The organism is Cryobacterium sp. M15 (assembly GCF_002929675.1).
GTDB classification, from domain to species: Bacteria; Actinomycetota; Actinomycetes; order Actinomycetales; family Microbacteriaceae; genus Cryobacterium; species Cryobacterium lyxosi.
The window spans coordinates 290,231-310,908 of record NZ_PJJW01000039.1 but is presented as its reverse complement, the minus strand read 5'-3'; the positions used below and the strand labels follow the sequence as shown (position 1 = coordinate 310,908).

General features: G+C 64.2%; 21 protein-coding genes. 5 read left to right on the top strand and 16 right to left on the bottom strand.

Annotated elements, in window-relative coordinates:
• Positions 1-30: 30 nt before the first annotated feature.
• From rplS to nirD, 5 genes are all read right to left on the bottom strand, one after another.
• The gene (gene rplS, locus CXY83_RS12810) at positions 31-372 is read right to left on the bottom strand and encodes a 50S ribosomal protein L19 (protein WP_092108884.1); all 342 of its coding nucleotides are present in this window, start codon (positions 370-372) and stop codon (positions 31-33) included.
• A gap of 175 nt (positions 373-547) precedes the next feature.
• On the bottom strand, positions 548-1,105 hold the full coding sequence (locus CXY83_RS12805) for an MFS transporter (protein ID WP_104197696.1): 558 nt from the start codon (positions 1,103-1,105) through the stop codon (positions 548-550).
• Between the two features lie 57 nt (positions 1,106-1,162).
• The gene (gene trmD / locus CXY83_RS12800; protein WP_104197695.1) at positions 1,163-1,873 is read right to left on the bottom strand and encodes a tRNA (guanosine(37)-N1)-methyltransferase TrmD; all 711 of its coding nucleotides are present in this window, start codon (positions 1,871-1,873) and stop codon (positions 1,163-1,165) included.
• A gap of 9 nt (positions 1,874-1,882) precedes the next feature.
• A complete protein-coding gene (locus tag CXY83_RS12795) occupies positions 1,883-2,725 on the bottom strand; it encodes a sirohydrochlorin chelatase (RefSeq protein ID WP_104197694.1) in 843 nt (280 codons plus the stop codon).
• Positions 2,722-3,120 (bottom strand): nitrite reductase small subunit NirD, encoded by a 399-nt coding sequence (gene nirD / locus CXY83_RS12790; RefSeq protein ID WP_233200893.1) that lies wholly within the window; start codon positions 3,118-3,120, stop codon positions 2,722-2,724. The genes CXY83_RS12795 and nirD overlap by 4 nt, the downstream gene beginning before the upstream one ends.
• Before the next feature lie 356 nt (positions 3,121-3,476).
• Between nirD and nirB the strand changes: the two genes are divergently transcribed.
• The 3 genes from nirB to CXY83_RS12775 all read left to right on the top strand — a co-directional run bounded on the left by nirB (position 3,477) and on the right by CXY83_RS12775 (position 8,096).
• The gene (nirB, locus tag CXY83_RS12785) at positions 3,477-6,047 is read left to right on the top strand and encodes a nitrite reductase large subunit NirB (protein ID WP_199184966.1); all 2,571 of its coding nucleotides are present in this window, start codon (positions 3,477-3,479) and stop codon (positions 6,045-6,047) included.
• 4 nt (positions 6,048-6,051) lie between these two features.
• The gene (gene cobA / locus CXY83_RS12780; RefSeq protein WP_104197693.1) at positions 6,052-6,876 is read left to right on the top strand and encodes a uroporphyrinogen-III C-methyltransferase; all 825 of its coding nucleotides are present in this window, start codon (positions 6,052-6,054) and stop codon (positions 6,874-6,876) included.
• A gap of 77 nt (positions 6,877-6,953) precedes the next feature.
• Positions 6,954-8,096, top strand: a complete 1,143-nt coding sequence (locus CXY83_RS12775; protein ID WP_104197783.1) for a uroporphyrinogen-III synthase — start codon at positions 6,954-6,956, stop codon at positions 8,094-8,096.
• A gap of 123 nt (positions 8,097-8,219) precedes the next feature.
• Here the strand turns inward: CXY83_RS12775 and rimM are convergent, their stop codons facing one another.
• From rimM to rpsP, 3 genes are read right to left on the bottom strand one after another with little or no spacing between them, the layout of a single operon-like run.
• Positions 8,220-8,876 carry a ribosome maturation factor RimM gene (gene rimM / locus CXY83_RS12770; protein WP_233200889.1) on the bottom strand — a complete coding sequence of 219 codons (657 nt, stop codon included), beginning with the start codon at positions 8,874-8,876 and terminating at the stop codon, positions 8,220-8,222.
• Between the two features lie 19 nt (positions 8,877-8,895).
• A complete protein-coding gene (locus tag CXY83_RS12765) occupies positions 8,896-9,132 on the bottom strand; it encodes an RNA-binding protein (RefSeq protein ID WP_104084343.1) in 237 nt (78 codons plus the stop codon).
• A gap of 3 nt (positions 9,133-9,135) precedes the next feature.
• A complete protein-coding gene (rpsP, locus tag CXY83_RS12760) occupies positions 9,136-9,540 on the bottom strand; it encodes a 30S ribosomal protein S16 (protein ID WP_104197691.1) in 405 nt (134 codons plus the stop codon).
• 201 nt (positions 9,541-9,741) lie between these two features.
• Here rpsP and CXY83_RS12755 point away from each other — a divergent pair, with 201 nt between their 5' ends.
• On the top strand, positions 9,742-10,878 hold the full coding sequence (locus CXY83_RS12755; protein WP_104197690.1) for a glutamate--cysteine ligase: 1,137 nt from the start codon (positions 9,742-9,744) through the stop codon (positions 10,876-10,878).
• 57 nt (positions 10,879-10,935) lie between these two features.
• Here CXY83_RS12755 and CXY83_RS12750 read toward each other — a convergent pair whose 3' ends face one another.
• The 7 genes from CXY83_RS12750 to CXY83_RS12720 all read right to left on the bottom strand — a co-directional run bounded on the left by CXY83_RS12750 (position 10,936) and on the right by CXY83_RS12720 (position 18,377).
• Positions 10,936-11,754 carry an SDR family oxidoreductase gene (locus tag CXY83_RS12750; protein ID WP_104197689.1) on the bottom strand — a complete coding sequence of 273 codons (819 nt, stop codon included), beginning with the start codon at positions 11,752-11,754 and terminating at the stop codon, positions 10,936-10,938.
• Positions 11,755-12,088: 334 nt separating this feature from the next.
• A complete protein-coding gene (locus tag CXY83_RS12745) occupies positions 12,089-12,721 on the bottom strand; it encodes an HNH endonuclease family protein (protein WP_104197688.1) in 633 nt (210 codons plus the stop codon).
• A gap of 358 nt (positions 12,722-13,079) precedes the next feature.
• Entirely contained in the window at positions 13,080-13,868 is a 789-nt protein-coding gene (locus CXY83_RS12740) for an LLM class F420-dependent oxidoreductase (protein ID WP_104197687.1), read from the bottom strand.
• Between the two features lie 303 nt (positions 13,869-14,171).
• Positions 14,172-15,761, bottom strand: coding sequence for a signal recognition particle protein (ffh, locus tag CXY83_RS12735; protein ID WP_104197686.1), 1,590 nt, complete (start codon positions 15,759-15,761; stop codon positions 14,172-14,174).
• 34 nt (positions 15,762-15,795) lie between these two features.
• Positions 15,796-16,830: a hypothetical protein gene (locus tag CXY83_RS12730; protein WP_146069928.1), complete on the bottom strand. Its 1,035-nt coding sequence runs from the start codon at positions 16,828-16,830 to the stop codon at positions 15,796-15,798.
• A gap of 94 nt (positions 16,831-16,924) precedes the next feature.
• Positions 16,925-17,491, bottom strand: a complete 567-nt coding sequence (locus tag CXY83_RS12725) for a hypothetical protein (protein ID WP_104197684.1) — start codon at positions 17,489-17,491, stop codon at positions 16,925-16,927.
• A gap of 280 nt (positions 17,492-17,771) precedes the next feature.
• On the bottom strand, positions 17,772-18,377 hold the full coding sequence (locus tag CXY83_RS12720) for a TetR family transcriptional regulator (RefSeq protein ID WP_104197683.1): 606 nt from the start codon (positions 18,375-18,377) through the stop codon (positions 17,772-17,774).
• Positions 18,378-18,446: 69 nt separating this feature from the next.
• On the opposite strand from CXY83_RS12720, the gene CXY83_RS12715 reads away from it, so the two are divergent.
• Positions 18,447-20,045 (top strand): MFS transporter, encoded by a 1,599-nt coding sequence (locus CXY83_RS12715; protein ID WP_104197682.1) that lies wholly within the window; start codon positions 18,447-18,449, stop codon positions 20,043-20,045.
• A gap of 95 nt (positions 20,046-20,140) precedes the next feature.
• Here the strand turns inward: CXY83_RS12715 and CXY83_RS12710 are convergent, their stop codons facing one another.
• Complete coding sequence (locus CXY83_RS12710) at positions 20,141-20,644, bottom strand: DUF2004 domain-containing protein (protein WP_104197681.1); 504 nt, start codon at positions 20,642-20,644, stop codon at positions 20,141-20,143.
• Between the last annotated feature and the right edge of the window lie 34 nt (positions 20,645-20,678).

Genomic DNA, 20,678 nt, shown 5'->3' with positions numbered 1-20,678 from the left:
ATCCGCGTGGATCGTGGGGAAGCGCGAAAGTTAGCGCTTTTCCTTGATCTTGGCCTTCTTGCCACGCAGGTCGCGCAGGTAGTACAGCTTGGCGCGACGGACATCGCCGCGGGTCACGATCTCGATGTGGTCGATGACCGGGGAGTGCACCGGGAAGGTACGCTCGACACCGATCTGAAAGCTGACCTTGCGAACGCAGAACGTTTCGCGCACGCCTTCGCCGGAGCGGCCGATGACGACTCCCTGGAAGACCTGGATACGAGAGCGGGTTCCCTCAATGATGTTGACGTGAACCTTGACGGTGTCGCCGGCACGGAAGTCAGGAAGATCCTTCTTCAGCGATGGGGCGTCTACCGCGTCGAGAATATGCATGTTGTTTCGCTCTCTGTACCCGCCACAGGTCGACTACGCTAGGTGCTTCAATCGAAGCAATCAGTATGAGGATGTGCGCCGCAACGAGCAGGTTCCCCTGTGGCAGAGTCCTGCAGCGGCACAAGGGCTTATTCTGCCATGAAGTGGCACCCGTTGCAAAGCGGGCCCCGACGGGTCAAGTTCGATCGCGCTTTTCTTCGATGACGATGACCTCTGGCTTGGCGCTTCGGCCAAAGATCGGTGCTGTTTTGGTCTCGTGGGGGCGTGGCCTGTTCGGCAGCGGGTGCGGGGCCGTGGACGAGGACGAGGACGGGGCAGATTGCCCGTTCGCCTGCTGCTCCACCAGGTCGACCATCGCCAGGACCCGGCGTCGGGCTGCGTCGAACAGCTCCCAGACAACAAACCAGAATACGCCGAGGCCCCCGATGATGACGAGTACGCTCAGCCAGCCGGCGGCATCCGTTGAAAAAGGAATGGCGATGATGAGCGCGTGCCAGAGGGTCAGCACGCCGACGTCGGCGTAGGAGAGCGCCCGGGTTTCGCGCACGTCTTTACGCGCGTAGATGACGAGAGCGACGAGCAACAGCCCGAGGCCGATAAGAACAGCTCCGAAGAAGATGCCCAGCACCGCCCACGCGCCCGATCCAAAAATCGCAGACCCGACGAGAAGCCAGAGCGGCAGGGCTCCGGCGGCAATGAATTGCCAGTGGTAGAAGGCGCGGCGGATGATCACAGGATCAGCCTAGCGATGGGGGCTGACACTGGCCTTGGCGTTCGCTGGAGGCTGAAGTTACGAGAGTGTGCGCGGCAGAAGGTCGGGCCGTACCCGTTCGGTGCGTTCGATTTGCTGCTGGTGGCGCCAGGTACTGATGGCGCCATGGTTGCCGCTTCGTAACACCGGCGGAACGTCGAGGCCGCGCCAGCTGGCGGGCTTGGTGTAGCTGGGGTATTCGAGCAGGCCGTCTTCGTGGGATTCTTCGACGAGGCTTTCCGGGTTGCCGACAACGCCGGGAATGAGCCGGCCGATCGCTTCGATCATGGCCATGACGGCGACCTCTCCCCCGTTGAGCACATAGTCGCCGAGACTCACAAGCCGTACCCGGCCGCGCTGCGAGTAGTGATCGACGACACGCTGGTCGATGCCCTCGTAGCGACCGCATCCGAACACGAGGTGTTGCTCGAGCGAGAGCTCACGGGCCATCCGCTGGGTGAATTGATCCCCCGCCGGCGAGGGAAAGATGACGATGGGGCCGTCGTCGACCGGTGCCGGGTCAGTGCCGAGGATGGCATCGAGGGCGTCGCCCCAGGGCTCCGGCTTCATGACCATGCCGGCACCGCCACCATACGGGGTGTCGTCGACGGAATGGTGCCGGTCGTGGGTGTGGTCGCGCAGGTTGTGCACGCCCAACTCGATCAAGCCGCTTTGGCGGGCCTTGCCGAGTAGCGACAGATCGAGCACATCGAAGAATTCGGGAAAAATGGTGACGATATCGATGCGCATGGTCAAATTCTAGAAGATCTGGGCCTGCTCTTTCGCCTCGCGGTACCGGTCGACGACCACGTCAACCAGAGCAGCGGGGGCCGTTTCGCCCGGCAGCAGCAGCGGAGCCGTCACCAGTTCGGCGCCCACGCTCTGGACGCGCGTCAAGTCGAAGAAGAATCCGGGCGCCATGAGATAGGTACTCACGGTCACGTGTTCGCTGCGCAGTCTGGCACCGGTGACGGCACAGGCCAGCCGGGGCGTGGCCGCAGAGAGAAAGCCGACGGTGACGCGAACACCGAGGCGCTCTTCCAGAAGGGCGCCGACCGTGCGGCAGTCGTGCACCGCGCGGGCGTCGCTCGAGCCGGCGGCGGCGAGCACGATCTCCTGCCCGGGGACCCGTGTGTCGAACCCGTCTGCACGCAGACGATGTTCGAGAACGTCGATGAGTCGGTCGTCCGGCCCGAGCGCCCGTGACACGGTCGTCACGCGGTCATGCGCGCTGGTCTCTCGTTGCAGGTCGACGTGCACGTGGTAACCGGCAGAGAGCAACAGGGGCACCACGACCGCGGCGGAATCAGGGGGCACCGCACCGAGGCTCGCCGCGACATCCGGCTGTTGCACGTCGACGAAACCGCCGCTGACGGCAAGTTCGGGATGAGCGAGGGCAACGGCGTCGACGAGGGCAGCGATGGCGGCCTGGCCGTCAGCCGAGTTGGTGCCGTGCGAGATGGCGACGAGCGCGGCAGGTGCCGGCGTTGCGCGCTCGTCACCGCTCCGCTCGGTACGGCTCCGCTCGGCACCCCTCCCAGAGGCGCGGTGCCACTCGATGCTGTGCTGTGCTGCACGAGCCCGTTCGCCGAGTAAGGTCATGCCGCCTCGCGCAGTCCAGACTCGACCGCGACCTCGATATAGCCGCCGACAACGCGGGTTTCGTAGGTGTTCAGCACGAGTGTCGGGTTGGTGAAGCATTCCCCGGTACCGAGGTCGTAGACCTCTTTGTGCAGTGGCGAGGCGATGGTCGGGCGGTCGCCCTTGGAACCGACGATGCCGCGGGCCATGACGTTGGCCTCGGTGTGCGGGTCACGGTGATCGACGGCGTAGATCTCGGTGGGTGAGAGCAGGAACAATGCGATCTGTTTCATGCGAATGAGCGCGGCTTCACCCCAGCTGGGTTCCAGATCGGCTACGGCACAGGCACGCTCCCAGACCAGGGCGGGGCGGGTCACTGCAGCGGTACGGCGGGTGTCGGCCAGTGTCATCGTCATCGTGCGCTCCCAGGGGTTTGGTTTTTGGGGTTGTCGCGTTTGTGCGTCGATCCCACGGTAGGCGAGCCATATTTCAACCGATCGCCCGCCATGTTTCCCCCGGGTGAAACCCGCCTCACACGAGGTGCGCTTCGCTGTGGGGCTTTCGACCAGTCCGGGACACACGAGCGACACGAGGGGGAAACTGCCCCGAACTACGCTCACAATTGCCCCGCTTTGAAAGGATGCTGATGCCAGCTTCTCGTGAAACCGCCTCCGCGTATTCTGTCCCAGACACCTCCGCATCCGCTAGGGACGCGACACACGCCGTCACAACAGTGAGCCCGGCGGATGCCGCCATTGTCGAATCGGAGACTATGCGCCGCGTCATCGTGATCGGTGGCGGTCCCGCCGCACACCGCCTCACCGATGCCCTGCACTCCCGCGATACTGAGCACGCCCTCTCGATCGTCGTGCTGGCCGAGGAGAACCACCGGCCATACGACCGGGTCGCGCTGAGCCAGCGACTCACCGGAATGACCGACCTCACCCTTGCGCCCACAGCACCGTGGGATAGTGAGCGCATCGCGCTGCGCATCAACGAACGGGCCACCAGCATCGATCGGGTTGCACACACCGTCACTACGTCGACCGGGGCCGTGCTCGACTACGACGACCTCGTGCTCGCCACCGGATCCAGTGCTCCTGTACCCGAGATGCCGGGTCGCGAACACATTCGGGTCTACCGCACCCTCGACGATGTCGACGCCCTCGTCGCTGAACTCGCCGCCCTCACCGTCTCCCTCGGCCGCACCCCCAAGGTCGTCGTGGCCGGCGGCGGTCTGCTCGGCCTCGAAGCGGCCGGCGGACTGCACAAGCTCGGCGCAGAATCCGCCATCGTGCATTCCGGCGGCTGGCTCATGTCGGCCCAGCTCGACGAGGGTGGTGGACAGGCACTCGGTCGGCTCATCGTCGCTCAAGGCATCGAGCTCCACCTCGGCACCAGGGCCCGAACCATCCTCTGCGACGACGACAACGCGGTGACCGGCCTGCAGCTCGGCAACGGCCGCGACATTGCCGCCGACATGGTCGTCTACGCAATCGGCATCTCGCCGCGTGACGAGCTGGCGCGCGCCGCCGGACTGACCGTTGGTGCGCGCGGCGGCATCACGATCGGAAACGACTGCCGAACGAGCGACCCCAGCATCTGGGCGATCGGCGAGGTTGCCAGCTGGAATGACCGCTGTGTCGGCCTCGTCGCACCGGCCAACGCTATGGCCGAGGTCGTCGCCGACCGTCTGCTCGGCGGCAGCGCCGAGTTCACGACCGTCGACGACGCCACCAAGCTCAAACTCTCCGGTGTCGACGTAGCCAGCTTCGGTGACGCCCTCGCCAGCACGCCGGGCTCGCTCGAAATCGTCTACGCCGACCCGGCCCGCGGGCTGTACCAGAAGCTCGTCATGACCGACGACGCCAAAACCCTGCTCGGCGGCATCTTCGTCGGCGACGCCACGCCTTACTCGGCCCTGCGACCGATGGTCGGCCGCGAACTCAGCAGCGAGCCCGCCGCGTACCTCTCCGCAGCCAGTGCCGAGGTTCCCGGTGGCGACGAACTACCCGACGACGCCCTGGTCTGCTCGTGCAACATGGTCTCGGCCGGTGCTGTGCGAAGCGCCGTGCTCGGCGACGAGCACACCGATGCCTGCACCGAACTCGGCTCTCTCAAGGTCTGCACGCGGGCCGGAACCCAGTGCGGTTCGTGCGTGCCACTGGTCAAGAAGATCCTTGAGGCCGAGTTGACGGCATCAGGTCAAACGATCTCTCACGCCCTGTGCGAGCACTTCGAGCTGAGCCGGCAGGAACTGTTCGATTCGGTGCGGGTGCTCGGGCTCGTATCGAGCGACGAGATCTTTTCCCGTTTCGGCACCGGCCGCGGCTGCGATGTCTGCAAGCCCGCTGTCGGCTCGATCCTGGCCAGCCAGAACACCTCCTACATTCTGGATGCCGGCCGCGGCACTCTCCAGGACACCAACGACCGGGCCATGGCCAACATGCAAAAGGACGGCACCTATTCGGTCGTTCCGCGCATTCCGGGCGGTGAGATCACGCCCACCAAACTCGCCGTCATCGCGCAGGTCGCGCTGGACTTCGACCTGTATACCAAGATCACCGGCGGGCAACGGATCGACCTGTTCGGAGCCCGGCTGGAGCAGCTGCCCGACATCTGGCGCATCCTGGTCGACGCCGGCTTCGAGTCCGGCCAGGCCTACGGCAAGTCGCTGCGCAACGTGAAGTCCTGTGTCGGGTCCACCTGGTGCCGGTTCGGGGTGCAGGATGCCGTGGGGCTCGCGATTCGGCTGGAATTGCGCTACCGCGGCCTGCGCGCCCCGCATAAATTCAAGTTCGGGGTGTCAGGCTGCGCGCGCGAGTGCGCCGAAGCACGCGCCAAAGACGTGGGCATCATCGCCAGCGATAACGGCTGGAACATGTACGTTGGCGGCAACGGTGGTTTTCAGCCCGCGCACGGGCAGCTGCTGGCAACCGACCTCGACGAGGAAACCCTGATCAAGTACATCGACCGCTACATGATGTACTACATTCGAACGGCCGATCGCATGCAGCGCACGGCGCGCTGGATGGAAGACCTGGGCGGCGGACTCGAGCATGTGCGCGACGTCGTCATCAACGACTCACTCGGACTGGCCGAGGAACTCGAGCAGGCCATGCTCGCCCACGTCGACAACTATGAAGACGAGTGGGCAGCCACGCTCGCCGACCCCGAGCGCCTACGCCGATTCCGATCCTTCGTGAACGCGCCCACCGAGCCAGACCCGAGCATCGCTCTCGTTACGGAGCGTGACCAAATCCGACCCGCTACCCCGGCCGAGCGAGCCTCGTCGAGTACTGTTCTAGTAAGTGGAAGCCGCATTCCCGTTCGAAAAGAGTAAGAAGATGACAGCCCGGAATTTCGGTACGACTGGGTCGGTCAGCGCCGAGCAGGTCACGGCAGGGCAAGTCACCCTGGTCGGCGGCGGACCCGGCGCCGCGGGGTTGCTGACCGTCGCCGCAGTGACGGCTCTGGCCCAAGCGGATGTCGTGTTGTTCGACCGTCTCGCCCCCAACGACGAACTAGCCCTGCTCGCACCCCGCGCGACCCTCGTCGACGTCGGCAAACGCGCCGGCAGCCATCCGGTCTCACAGGCGGGGATCGAAGACCTGATGGTCGAGCATGCCCTCGCGGGCAAACGCGTGGTGCGGCTGAAGGGCGGCGACCCCTATGTGTTCGGGCGCGGAAGCGAAGAAGTGCTCGCCTGCCACCGCAACGGCATTGCCGTCACGGTTATTTCCGGTGTCACGAGTGCGATCGCCGTGCCGGCGGCGGCGGGAATCCCGCTGACGCACCGCGGGATCAGCCACGCATTCACCGTGATCAGCGGCCACGCACCGCTCACCGACAACGAACTCGAGGGCCTCACGCTGCTCGGAAGTACCATTGTCGTGCTGATGGGCGTTGGCACGTTGCCGACCCTGAGCCAGGGCCTGTTGCGCCACGGCATGCCAGCCAACCTGCCAGTGGCCATTATCGAGCGCGGCTTCAGCGCCACCCAGCGCACCACGGTGAGCACGCTGGCCGCCGTGCTATCGGATGCCGCAGCCGCCGGCGTGCGCAGCCCCGCCGTGCTCGTCATCGGTGAGGTTGTACGCCTCGCTTTCAGTGGCGACACGGCCGCGAACGACCTCGTGGCCCGGGCCGCCGAGTTCACGGTGACCGCCTGATGAACAGCGGGAGCGAACCGGTTTCGAACGGCGAGCGGGGAGCATCCGCTGCGCAGCTGCCCGGGCAGCACGCGCCGATGCCGGGCGCGACCGAGCCGATCGAGGTGGCGGCCCCTGTTTTGAGGCCGAACCAACTGGACGGGTTTCGCATCGGCGTGACCAGCGATCGCCGCTCGAGCGACCTGATCGACGCCTTCGAACGGCGCGGTGCCAAAGTCATGCACGCGCCGACGCTGCGCATCGCCCACTCCCAGCAGGACGGCCCACTGCTCGATGACACCAGAACCCTGATCATCGCGCGACCCGATATTCTGCTCGCGACCACCGGCTACGGCGTGCGACGCTGGTTTGAAGTGGCAGAGGCCGACGGCATCGGGTCCGACCTCACCGATGCATTCGCCGACACCACGATTCTGGTACGCGGACCGAAAGCACGCGGCGGCATTCGCGCCACCGGGCTGAACGACTCGGGCATGAGCGAATCAGAGACGACCGCCTCGCTCGTCGACAAGGTATTGGCCGAGTATCCGCCGGGACTCGTTGTCGGTATTCAGGTTCATGGCGCCACCGACGAGGTGCAACTCGACCGGTTGCGCGCGGTGCACCAGCAAGTGCTCGTCGTTGCGCCCTACCGCTGGATCGCCGTCGATGACAGCGACGAACGGGTCTACAAGCTCGTCGAAGCGATTTGTTCCCGTCAGCTGGACTGCGTGACCTTCACGAGCGCCCCGGCCGTGCACGCCCTCTTCACCGCGGCGGAAGGCATGGAGGTCTACCCGGAACTCATCGCGGCGCTGCAGACGCAGGTGTGCGCCGCCGCTGTCGGGCCGGTGACGAGTGCCCCGCTGATCGCGGCCGGGATCGCCCCGATCCAGCCGTCTCGGTTTCGGATGGGCGCGCTGATACGGCTGGTCTGCGAGCATCTGGAACAGAACATGATCGAACGGGTCGAGACGCAGAACGGACTCGTGCAGCTGCGCGGTTCGATCGTGCAGGTCGGCGCGGACCGCATCCAGCTGCCGCCGACAGCCCTCGCTATCCTGCGGGCGCTCGTTCGGGCACGCGGTGCGGTTGTCTCCCGCGAAGACCTCACGCTCTCCCTGGCCGGCGACTCCGACGATCACGCTATGGAGGTTTCGCTCAGCCGACTCCGGCAGACGCTCGGCATTCCCGGGTTGGTCGCGACCGTGGTCAAGCGCGGCTATCGCCTCAACGTGTAGCCGCCCGGTACACACATGCCGGTGCGCACCCTCCGGCCATTGTTCGGCACACAAATGCCGGTGCGCACCCTCCGGTCGTTGTTCGGCCAGTTGGGTGCGCACCGGCAACGGTACGGTTGAGCGTTACGGTTCGTCGCTTGTATGAGCGGATGCCGCAGCATCCGGTTCAGAGTCGCCTTCTGAATCCGTTTCCGGTACAGCGCCAGCGGCGGCACCATCGGCCGCGTCCTCTGGCAACTCTTCGAGAAGGCCGGGCGGCGGCGTGATCGTGACCAGGCCGTTTTTCACGTCGACGGTCGGCACGATGGCCTTGACGAACGGGATCATGACGTCGCCGGTGGGCGTCTTCACGATCAACAGGTCTTGGGCCGGCATGTGCTCGAGGCGACCGATGGTGCCGATGCGTACCCCATCGCGCATGACGGCGAGACCGACCAGCTGGTGGTCGTACCAGGCGTCTTCTTCATCTGATTGTTCCGCGACGTCCGCGTCGATCCAGAGGATCGCCTTCGCGAGCGTTTCTGCCGCGCTGCGGTCGACAACATCCTTGAAAAAACCGACAGCGTGCTGGTTGTACCAGCGCAGCTCGACGAGTTCGATCGTCTTGCCGTGCCAAGCCGAACCGGTCGGAACCTGCAGCGTGAACACGGCACCCGGGACGAAACGTCGTCCCGGGTCATCCGTGAACAGTTCGAGCTTGATTGCTCCCTTGAGGCCGTGAGCCTTGGTCAGGCGCCCCACCCGTAATTGCTGGGTGCGGTCCTTCTCACTATCGTCCACTGTCGCGTCGTTCACTGAACTAGAAATCAGTGTCGACGACGTCGACGCGAACGCGTCGACCATCGGCCAGAGCTGCAACGAGGGTGCGCAGTGCTTTCGCGGTGCGACCAGCACGGCCAATGACCCGGCCGAGATCCTCGGGGTTCACCCGAACCTCGAGCACATCGCCTCTTGCAGAGTTCTTTTCTGCAACGTGCACATCGTCCGGGTGATCAACGATCCCCTTGACGAGGTGTTCGAGCGCGGGAGCAAGCAACAGTTACGCCTCTTCGGTTGCTTCGACAGCAACCTCTTCTACCTTGGCGACCGGCTTGTCGGCCTTGGGCTTGAGAACCGGCTTCTTCTTCTCGTCAGCGACGAAAGCAGCCTTCGGTTCCTTCACCTTGACGGTGCTCTTGGCGTTCTTGTCGCCCTTGAAGATTCCCCAGTCGCCGGTGAGCTTGAGGAGTGCAGCAACCTGCTCGGTCGGCTGAGCGCCGACGCTGAGCCAGTACTGCGCACGCTCAGACTTGACCTCGATGACCGAGGGCTCCTCCGTGGGGTGGTAGATGCCGATTTCTTCGATGACACGACCGTCGCGCTTGGTGCGCGCGTCGGCAACGACGATGCGGTAGTACGGTGCACGGATCTTGCCCATGCGCTTCAGACGGATTTTGACAGCCACAATTCTCCAGTGTTGATTCGATGTTTGGCGAACCTTGGGCCGTGAGCGTGGGGGCACACTCGGCATAAGCTCTATAGGATCACGTTGCACCGAGATAGAGGGTCGGGCACAACGGATCGCGACTAATCATTCTGTCAGAGATTGCTCACATTGTGATAATCGAACCTCAACGGCTTTCACCAGCCCACCCAAGGAGCACCCGTGCCACTTGAATTCGCCCGCTCCGCCCGCTCCACCGTGGGCATCGAGTGGGAGGTCGCCCTCGTCGACCGCAACACCGGCGATCTGGTGCCGATCGCCGATGAGGTACTCGACGCCCTCTGCGGCCCGGACGGCTCGGCGCACCCGACGATCACCGGCGAGCTCCTGCTCAATACGGTCGAGCTGGTTTCCGGCGTACACGACACCGTCCGCCACGCCGTAGCGGATGTCGCCGGCCAGCTCCGCGAAGTGCGTCGCGCTCTCGACGGCCGCGAGGTTGACGTGATCTGTAGCGGATCGCATCCGTTTGCGCAGTGGTTCGATCAGACCATCACCGACAAGGCGCGCTACCACAAGCTCATCGACCGCACCCAGTGGTGGGGGCGCAACATGATGATCTGGGGCATCCACGTGCACGTGGGCATCGACGACAAGGCCAAGGTCATTCCGATCATGAACGGCCTGCTGACGTATGTTCCGCACCTGCAGGCGCTGAGCGCGTCGAGCCCGTTTTGGGCTGGCGTCGACACGGGCTATGCCAGCAACCGTTCGCTCATGTTCCAGCAACTACCGACGGCCGGCCTGCCCTGGGACCTGCCCGACTGGGAGGCTTGGGAACGCTATGTCGACGACATGGCGGTGACCGGTACTATCGACGACGTGACCGAGGTGCGCTGGGACATTCGCCCGTCACCGCGCTGGGGCACGATCGAGATTCGCGTCTGCGACGGCGTCTCCACCACCGAGGAGCTCGGCGCAATCGCCGCGTTCATCCAGTGCCTGGTCGAATGGATGTCCACCCGCCTCGACGCGGGAGAAGACGTACCGCGCATGCAACCGTGGTTCGTGCGCGAGAACAAGTGGCGTGCGGCCCGCTATGGACTCGACGCTGAGATCATCCTCGATGCGGCCGGCACCGAGCGACTTGTAACGGATGACGTACGTCACCTCATCGAGATTCTCTCCCCCGTGGCCGAGCGGCTCGACTGCCTGCCGGAGCTGCAGGGTCTCCACCGCATTATCGACGACGGCGGCAGCTATCAACGACAGCTCGCTGTGGCTGCCGCCAACGAGGGCAGCCTGCCCGCTGTCGTTGCGGCGCTCAGCCACGAACTCGCGCAGGGGCTCGGGAGCTAGTGCAGTTTCAACGGGCAGGCGCCGTTCACCGTTTATCGCGGGGGCTGGCCTGACGACTCAGTTGCCGTGTGCCTCGATCGAAACCGGCTGCCATTCGTTCCACGTCGCCAATCGGGACTCGTAGTCCTTGGTCGCGATGCCCAAGGGTGCCTTGCCGAAGAAGATGCGCAGTGGCGGCTTCTGGGCATCGACGACCTTGAGGATCGCGCCGCGGGTGGCCTTCGGGTCACCGGGATCGTTCGCAGAGGGACGACTCGCCGCCGCCTGTCGCACATCGGCGTACTCCGCCATCTCATCGCTACGCGAGGCGGATGGGCCCGACCAGTCGGTTGAGAAACCGCCAGGTTCCACCAGAGTCACGTTGATACCGAAACCCGCGACCTCCTGGGAGAGTGACTGCGAAAAGCCTTCGAGTGCCCACTTCGACGCATGGTAGATACCAACAGTGGGAAACGCGCTGATACCGCCGATGCTTGACACCTGGATGATGTGACCCGAACCCTGCTTGCGCATGACCGGAACCGCTGCCTGTGTGATCCAGAGCGCGCCGAACAGGTTTGTCTCGATTTGTGCTCGGGCCTCGTCTTCGGTCAACTCCTCGACCATGCCGAAATGCCCGTAGCCAGCGTTGTTGATGACGATATCGAGCTGGCCGAAGTGCTCGGCTGCCTTCTGCACGGCCGCGAAATCCGCATCCCGGTCCGTGACGTCGAGCCGGATCGGCAAAAAAGTATCCGGGTACTTCTCAACGAGAGCATCCAGAGTTTCCACTATTCGTGCGGTGCCTGCGACGCTGTCGCCACGCTCGAGCGCAGCTTCCGTCCACTCGCGGCCGAAGCCCTTGGACGCGCCCGTAATAAACCAAGTCTTGCTCATGGGTATGTTCCTTTCAATGGATGACCTAGACGGTAACGTTCGACGAGGGCAAACACTTCCCACCCGCACGGGCGTCCGGTGTCACTCTCGCGCCCTGACCGTTCTACCGGTGGCGAACCTACTACGCGACCGGTCGCCATCATCCTCAGCGTCGATTCGGCTTCGGAGCCGGATGTACTCGGGCGTTGATCATCCTGGATGCGGCCGGCGCCGAATGTCTCGTGACGGATGACGTGCGTCGCCTGATCGAGATCCTCGGTCCAGCGCCATGGTGTCGTCGCGCTCTACGCCCTCGCCGTTGCCACCGTCGTATTCGTTGAAATCGTCTGGGCCGTCAGCAGGTTGCCAGCATGGACTTGATCGCCGCCTTTTCAGCGGAGTCCATGGACAGCCCCCACCCGTACTTTACGTGCACAACATGCTTGGCGTAGGTGCAGTGGTACGAGGCCAGCGGCGGCTGCCACTCCGCCGCGTCCCTATCGGACTTAGACGCGTTGACGTTGTCGGTGACGGCGATGAGCTGACCGTCGCTCAGGCTGTTGGCGAACTGCTGACGCTTGCTCGTTGTCCAGGTCGACGCTCCGGACCCCCAAGCCTCAGACAATGCCACGACGTGGTCGATGTCGACATCCGATGACGCATAGTTCCAGGCACCGTCATAGACGGAGTACCAGCTTCCCGAGGTCGCTGAACAGGTCGAGCTGGTCACGACGTCGACGCCATCGCGCTGGAGCACTATCTCTCGTGTGTCGCAGCTACCGGACTGCGTGGTCCAGTGCGGGAATAAATCTCGGGAGTACCCGACCGAACCCGTCTCGGCCTTAGTGTCGATCGTGGCCAGCTCGCTGTTGATGGTGCTGAGCGCCGGCGGGTCCGGCGGGGAGGCGAACGCCGGAGTGGCCGTCAGATGAGTCGCCGCAACGACAAGTGCACCGATCAGGAGCAGGGCGGTGGGCAAACGTGTCATCGAGACTCCTCGGATCGACCGTGAATCAGGAGACATCGATTCATCGGATTGCCTTAATACTCTCGGGTAGCGGGTCTGCACCGCAGGCCATTCAGGTGAACGCTAAGCAGCCATTGCGCGACGGCCGGTTCGGAGCACCGGCCGCGTCATATCGGCAAGCAACACTCCACCTGTGCGTGACGTGGCCTCCAAGCATGGTCTCGAGCAGCTCGGCGCCCCGCGTGACAGTGTCAATGACGGTCCTCCCCGCCGAGCGCTGCAGCGAGTTCAGCAGCCCTCAGGAAAACACGCGGTGGGCGTACAGGCGTCCGTTGACAATGGCGGCATCCACGTGCTGGATCGGTCAGGGCGTGCGTGCTCAGGCGTTCTTGGAGTCGCGCCAGGCCAGCCAGTCGGTGGCGGGCGCCAGGTCGTAGACGGGGCCGGAGATTCCCACCGTGAACAAGCGCGTGCCGAGGTCGAAAAGTGCGTCCGCGTCAGCGATGGTGCGCCCGCGTAGCTCGGTGGAGATTTCGATCTCGGCGATATCTCGGCCGACTTCGTCGCACCAGGCGCTGAGCACGCCGAGCTTGTGTTCGAGGACCTCGGGGTTGGAGAACGAATGCCAGATGTCGGCGTGCTGGGCGACGATGCGCAGGGTTTTCTTCTCGCCGCCGCCGCCGATGAGCACGGGGATGTCGCGGGTCGGCGGCGGGTTGATTTTGGCCCAGCGGGCCTCGATGCGATTGAGACTGTCGTCGAGTGCGTTCAACCGGGTACCGGGCGTGCCGAATTCATAGCCGTACTCCTGATAGTCGCGCTCGAACCAACCGGCACCGGTGCCGAAGATGAAGCGTCCGCCGCTGATGTGGTCGATCGTGCGCGCCATGTCGGCCTGCAGATCAGCGTTGCGGTAGCTGTTGCAGTTCACCAGGGCGCCGAATTCAAGGGTCGTGGTCTGCTCGGCCCAGGCGGCAAGGATGGTCCAGGACTCGAAGTGCAGGCCGCCTGGCTCACCGCTGAGCGGAAAGAAGTGGTCCCAGTTGAAAGCGATATCGAACCCGCGCGTCTCGACATCCGTGAGCGTGTCCCGAATCTTTGAGTACTCGGCGTGCTGAGGGGCAATCTGCACGCCGATGCGCACCTGGTGGTTCGTCGTTGAAGTCACGTGTCCAGCCTAGGCCGCGCCCGGGCCGAGCCGTGACCCGGGGCTGGACGCATCCAGATCGCGCAGCATGCGCTTCGGGCCCACCGTGTGCACCTGGGCCCCGTTTACAAACTGGGCCCGTGGACGGGGCCCGGGCCCCGTCCACAGGTCGCGGCCGGACACCCACGCCGCGGCTCATGCGGCGGTCCGGCACTCGAACTGGGTTCGGGCCCACCTTATAAACCTGGGCCCAGTTTATAAACTGGGCCCAGGGTTGGGGCCCGGGCCCCGTCCAGAGAGAGGCGCGTGCACGGGTCGCGCGGACTACCGGCCGAGCATTTTCTGCAGCGCGGCCATTTCTTCTTCGGTAGGGCCGCCGGCCTTGCCCTTGCCGGGCTGGGCGCCGGAGCCGAGGCCGAAACCTGAGCCGGCGGCATCCGCTGAAGCAGTGTCACCGACGGGCTTGATTCCCGAGGCAATCGCTGCATTCTCGGCGGCACGCTTAGCGGGGTTGCCCGACTTTGACCCCTTCTTCTTCTGCGCCACCTTGGGCTTACCGCCGTAGCCGGCGCCGGGGATCGGTCCCATGCCGGGAATGTTGGGCATTCCGCCCTTGGCGACGGTCTTCATCATCTTGGCGGCCTGCTCGAAGCGCTGCACGAGCTGGTTGACCTCGGTGACACTCGAGCCCGAGCCCTTGGCGATGCGCAGGCGGCGGGAGCCGTTGAGCAGTTTCGGAGTGGTGCGTTCGAGCTTGGTCATCGACTGGATGATGGCCTCGGTGCGCACGATCTCGCGCTCGTCGAAGTTCTCGAGCTGGGCCTTCATGGCGCCGGCGCCGGGCAACATGCTCATCATCTTCTTGATCGAGCCCATGTTGCGCAGTTGCTGCATCTGGCCGAGGAAGTCGTCGAGGGTGAAGGTGTCGGTCGCGAACTTCTCGGCGACCTTGCGGGCCTCATCTTCGTCGAACGCGCCCTGCGCCTGCTCGATCAGGGTGAGGATGTCACCGAGGTCGAGGATGCGGCCGGCCATACGGTCGGGGTGGAACGGCTCGAAGTCGTCGAGTCCTTCACCGGTGGAAGCGAACATGATCGGGCGACCGGTGAGGCTCGCGACCGAGAGGGCCGCGCCACCGCGGGCGTCGCCGTCGAGTTTGGTGAGCACGACGCCGGTGAAGTCGACGCCATCCTGGAACGCCTTCGCCGTTGCGACGGCGTCCTGGCCGATCATCGCATCGATGACGAAGAGCACCTCGTCGGGATCGATCGCCTTGCGGATGTTGGCAGCTTGCTTCATGAGCTCGGCATCGACGCCGAGCCGGCCAGCGGTGTCGACGATGACGACGTCGTGCACCTTCTGCAGGGCGTACTTCACGCCGTCGCGGGCAACCTTGACCGGGTCTCCGACGCCGTTACCGGGCTCAGGCGCGTACACGGCGACGCCGGCTTGCCGGGCGACGACCTCGAGCTGAGTGACCGCGTTGGGGCGCTGCAGGTCGGCGGCCACCAGCAGAGGGGTGTGGCCGTCTTTGGCGAGCCACTTGGCGAGCTTGCCGGCGAGGGTGGTCTTACCGGCACCCTGCAGGCCGGCGAGCATGATGATGGTCGGCGGTTTCTTGGCGAATTCCAACCGACGCTGCTGGCCGCCGAGAATCGTGATGAGTTCGTCGTTGACGATCTGCACGACCTGCTGGGCCGGGTTCAGCGCCTTGCTGACCTCGTCGCCTAATGCGCGCTCTCGAACCTTACCGGTGAAGTCCTTGACGACCTCAAGGGCGACGTCGGCGTCGAGCAGCGCGCGGCGAATCTCCCGAACGGTGCCGTCGACATCCGCTGCGCTGAGCTTGCCCTTGGTGCGGAGGTTTTTGAACGTCTCGGCAAGACGATCTGAGAGGTTTCCAAAAGTTGCCATGATGCGTTTAGTTTAACCGGTGGCCGGGGTACTTCTAAACGGATGTTGCGGCGCTTGCCGCTTCGATGGCCATGGCTGCCGAAGCGGCGGCCCTGCGGCGGCGCAGCCACCAGAGGGTTCCGGCTGACAGGAGCAGGAGCACTGCGCCGGAGGACACCAGGGTGATGAGCAGTACCGGGGATCTGTTGGGGGCGACGGTTTCGCCGACTCCCGCATCGGGGAAGGTGATGGTGGCCGAGGCTTCGCGCTCGAGCAGGCCGCTCTCAAGGGAAAGGGTGGCGTCCCACGGGCCGTTCGGGAGTTCGTCGGAGAGGGTGAAGACCACCTCGCCGGAGTCACCGGAGGCGAGGGTGGTGGCTTGCTGCAGCGTGAAGGGACCAGCGGACAGGCCAGCCGGTCCGTTGGTGAGGGTGAGGTCACCGGCGATGTCCACAGCCCGACCTCCGGCATTACGCACAACAGCGGACACTGTGGGAGCCCCGTCGGTATCACGAGCAGGGGTGAGAGCACCGATGTCAAAATCAACTGGGGAGCCATTTCCTGGTCCGACAGAGAGGAGCATTCGAATTCCTGCACGGGTGGCCTGAACGACGGAAGTTCCACCGATGTCGGCGCTGCGAACCTCCGCCCACACCACAGAATAATATTCGCTCTCGGAGGCGTCGACCGGGATGTCCACCGTTACGGTGACCATCGCAGTCTCCTGCGGACCGAGCAGCAGACTTTCGTGGTCGAACGACGTCCAGGCCGTGAGTTCGTTAGTGGACGACCCACTCGCGGCGTCAAAGCGGCCACCATGAACGGTGGCCGCTTCACTGTAGATTCGGACCGTGCGTTCAAAACTGGAGTTGTTCGCGACCTCGACTCGCCGATCAATGGTCGCGCCGGGCGCTAAGCGGTCGATGATGCTCGTGAAGGTCCGGGGATCATCCTTGGTTGCCTCCGGAACGTCGACCAGCCGAATTCCGACTCCGGAAGACTCGGAATCGTTTAGCGTCTGCGCAAACGCGGGCGATGCCCAGCCGGTGAAGAAAACGAGGGCAAGTCCGACGGTTACCAAGTTTCGCACGATGGTCAGCCTCAAGGTTGGGAATGTGTTGATCCGGGTGTGCAGCGGGTGAGGCATCCGGTCTCCCTGCGCCTCACCCGCTGTGAACTCGTACCTAGCTTGTGAGAACGGAGTGGGTGATCACGGATGTGTAGCTGCCGGTCTGCGTGTTGCCAGGTATAGCGACGCGCAAATCTGCACTCCAGGTCGCCTGATTATTTCCGGCAACTTGAGTGGCCGTCTGCTGCACCAGCGCAGGAGTCGTTCCGAATTTCACAGTCCCCACCGCCAAAGTGCTGCTACCCATTCCGTCCGTCTTTGATGCAGTTCGCGGAATATATGTCCCTACAGCATCGACGGGGATTGGAGTCGTGACCCCACCGTTGATTGTGAAATTAGCCATTGAAACGGACGCTACCCACCCGGTCGTTCCTGCACGCTCGTCCGTCACCACGATTCCGCTTGCCACTCCCGTAACGGTAGTGCCGGGTTTCGCAGGCGCTCCCGACGTGCCAAGAAGGCTAAACGACCCGCCGGACGTGATCGAAAGCGCGCCCGCGGCAATGGCGATCGTGGCGGTCTTGGGGTTTGTTTCATCGACGGCCATGGCGGGTGTGACGGTGGCACCAACGAGGGCGACCGAGCCCAGTAGGGCAAGGGCAGCGAAACTGGACTTACGCATGGTGAAGCCTTTCAGTGGAGGTGAACCGATCGACGTTAAGCATGAAGCCCCAATGTCGGTCAGAGGGTCAAGAATCTCGACCTGTCAGATTCTACGTATACCAATACAGGCCACCCAATCGGGGCACGAACGGCGTACTTTCCCCATTTACCCTATTTCCGCGGAAAGACGCGGCCTAGAACCCCCTAACGAGCGCCCCGCGCGGTAAGTGCCACCCAAACTGGGGTCAGGAAAACGTCAACAATGGGCCCGAGGGCTCTGATCCGCGTGACGGGGGTCCCTATGTTCCCGCCGAGGCGCCATTCAGGACAGGCGCGACAAGACGTTCGACCGCACGGACGACGCTGGCGCGCCGGGCCGCGATCGCTATCGGGTTGAGAGCTCCGGCATAGGTCAGTACCGTGCCGGGTTCGTGCATCCACGCGGAGGCCACTCCGAAGACGAGAGTCAAGAGCTGCGCCGCATCCCACGTGGCATCAACCCGGCCGGCGGCCTGCGCTAAGCGGATGCGCCGCACCTGTTCGTCGCGATAGCCGATCATGACCTCGAGCGCCGGCAGCTTGGTGCCATCGGTTTCGAGGCGCGCCCAGTCGATCATGCGCAGGTGGTCACCGTGCAGCACAGCATGGTCGAACAGCGCGCCAGCAAAAGCTGGCACATCGTGGTCGGTGAGCACGGCGTCGCTCGCGAATTCGCGGAGATTTACTTCCAGCACCTCGAGGAACAGCTGTTTCTTGTCGGAGTAATAGGCGTAGAGGCGCTCCTTGCTCGCGGTAGCACTCCTGGCAATGCGGTCGATGCGCGCCCCGGCCAGGCCGTAGGCCGCGAACTCCGTGCGCGCTGCATTGAGAATGCGGGTCTGAGTGTCTGCTCCATCGCGTGCCATACCCGATTATAACCATTAGTGCACTAAAAACGAACTAGTTCGTTTGGTTTTGGCGATAAGGTTGCCAATATGTCGACTCCACGCCGCAGTACTGATGCACCGCCAATCGATTCGAACCACACCGACCCGTTTGAAACACCCTCAACGAGCACGGCCCGACCGGTCACGGTGGAACCCGATACCGCAGCGCCGTCATCAGCGAGTGCGGCATCCACTTCTGTTGATCACCGAGCGGCCAACTCCCGCCGGTGGTGGCTACTCGCCATTGTGGCGCTCGCCCAGCTCACCGTCGTGCTGGACGGCACCATTGTGAACATCGCGCTTCCCCAGGCGCAGATCGCGCTCGGCATGAGTGACGGCAACCGTACCTGGGTCGTCACTCTCTACTCGCTGGTGTTCGGCGCGCTGCTGCTCCTCGGCGGGCGCATCGCCGACTTCTGGGGCCGCAAACGCTCCTTCATCGTGGGCATGGCCGGGTTCGCCATCGCTTCGGCCATCGGCGGTGCTGCGCAGAACACCGGGGAGCTACTGGCTGCTCGTGGCCTGCAGGGGCTGTTCGCAGCCTTACTCGCTCCCGCCTCGCTCGCCCTACTCACCGTGAATTTTCCCGGCGGCAAGGACCGCATCAAGGCCTTTGCCCTCTACGGCGCAATCGCCGGCGGTGGCGCGGCCGTTGGCCTGATTCTCGGCGGCGTGCTCACCGAGTACGCGAGCTGGCGCTGGTGCCTGTTCGTGAACGTGCCGATCGCGATCGTAGCTATTGCGGCCGCCCTTCCGGTGATCCGGGAAAGTAAGGCACACGGCAACACCCGGTATGACGTGCCGGGGGCCATTCTCGTGGCGTTCGGTCTCGGATCCCTCGTCTTCGGCTTCGCCCAGGCCGAGAATGGCTGGGGCAGCTGGCCCGTGCTCGTCTGCCTCCCGCTCGGGCTGGTGCTGCTGGCACTGTTCGTGTTTGTGGAGAGCCGGTCCAATCATCCGCTTCTGCCGTTGCGCATCATCGTCGACAAGGTGCGCGGCGGAGCCTTCCTCACCGCTTTGCTTTCCGGCGCTGCGCTTCTTGGCGGACTGCTTTTTCTCACGCTCTATTTTCAGATCGTGCTGGGATACACCCCGATCCAGTCCGGTCTCGCTTCCCTACCGATGACGGCGACGATTATGATCGGTGCGGGGGTGCTGTCGAAGTTTCTCGCCAGCACCGGCGTACGCATTCCGATGACTGTCGGCCCGATCGTCGGCGCAGCCGGCCTGCTCTGGCTGACCGGCATCACGGTGGGCGGAAACTATGCGCTGGAGGTGCTGCCCGGGCTCATTCTGCTCGGAACCGGCCTCGCCTTGATCTTCGTGCCTCTTCAAAACGTGGCCCTGTCAGGAATTGCCGAACACGACGCCGGCGCGGCAAGCGCGGCCGTGACGGCCATGCAGCAGATCGGCGGCTCGCTCGGAACCGCGCTGTTCACCGCGCTCTACACGGCCGCAGTGAGTTCCTATCTGGTCGGCAAGGTACCCTCACCGGCCGCACAGTTCGGCGCGCTCGTGAGCGGCTACCAGTCCGCATTTCTGTGGGCGGCCATCATCATCTTCGCGGCGGCGCCCATTGCATTCTTCCTCGTACGCCCGCGCAGGGACGATCTGCTCGCACCGGAGCCCGCTGTGCACCTGGGGTAGCAGGATAGGCGGCCCGCGCACGCTCGCGGCCCACCTTATGAACGCGGGCCCAGTTTATAAACTGGGCCCGCGGACGGGGCCCGGGCCCCGTTCAATCAGCTGTCCAGGGCAACCAGGACGGTGTCGCCGTGCACGTCGATCGTCACGACGAGCAGTCCGTCGGAATCGTCGGGACTGATGGCATATTCGAGCACCGCGAAGTGCGCCTCGCTGCCGGCGTGATGCGGGTGAAAACTGATGCGCTGCAGGCGCAGCGAGCGCAGAAAGTCAATCTGCTGGTCGCCGGAATCCCAGATGATGGCGTTTTCGATCGCCTCCTGGTCCATCTCGTCGAGCTGCTCACCGATGTACTGGCTCGTCACTGATACCTCGGCCGACAGGTCAGCCACGAGGGATTCGCGCACCTGGGAGTCGAGGTCCTCCATCGAGCTGATCATCGCAGCAGCAATGTCGAGCGCCTCGGTGACCACCGAATCTTCATCGGGCGAACTGAGATCGATTTCGATGCTCTGGTCGCCGAGCTCGACGGAGTCCGACCAGTACACCTCTCCTTCGTCTTCGTCGCCGAGAATTCCGAAGAAATCGTGTTCAATGCTCATGCTGGTCTCACTGTCTCTTGAATGTAATAGTCGA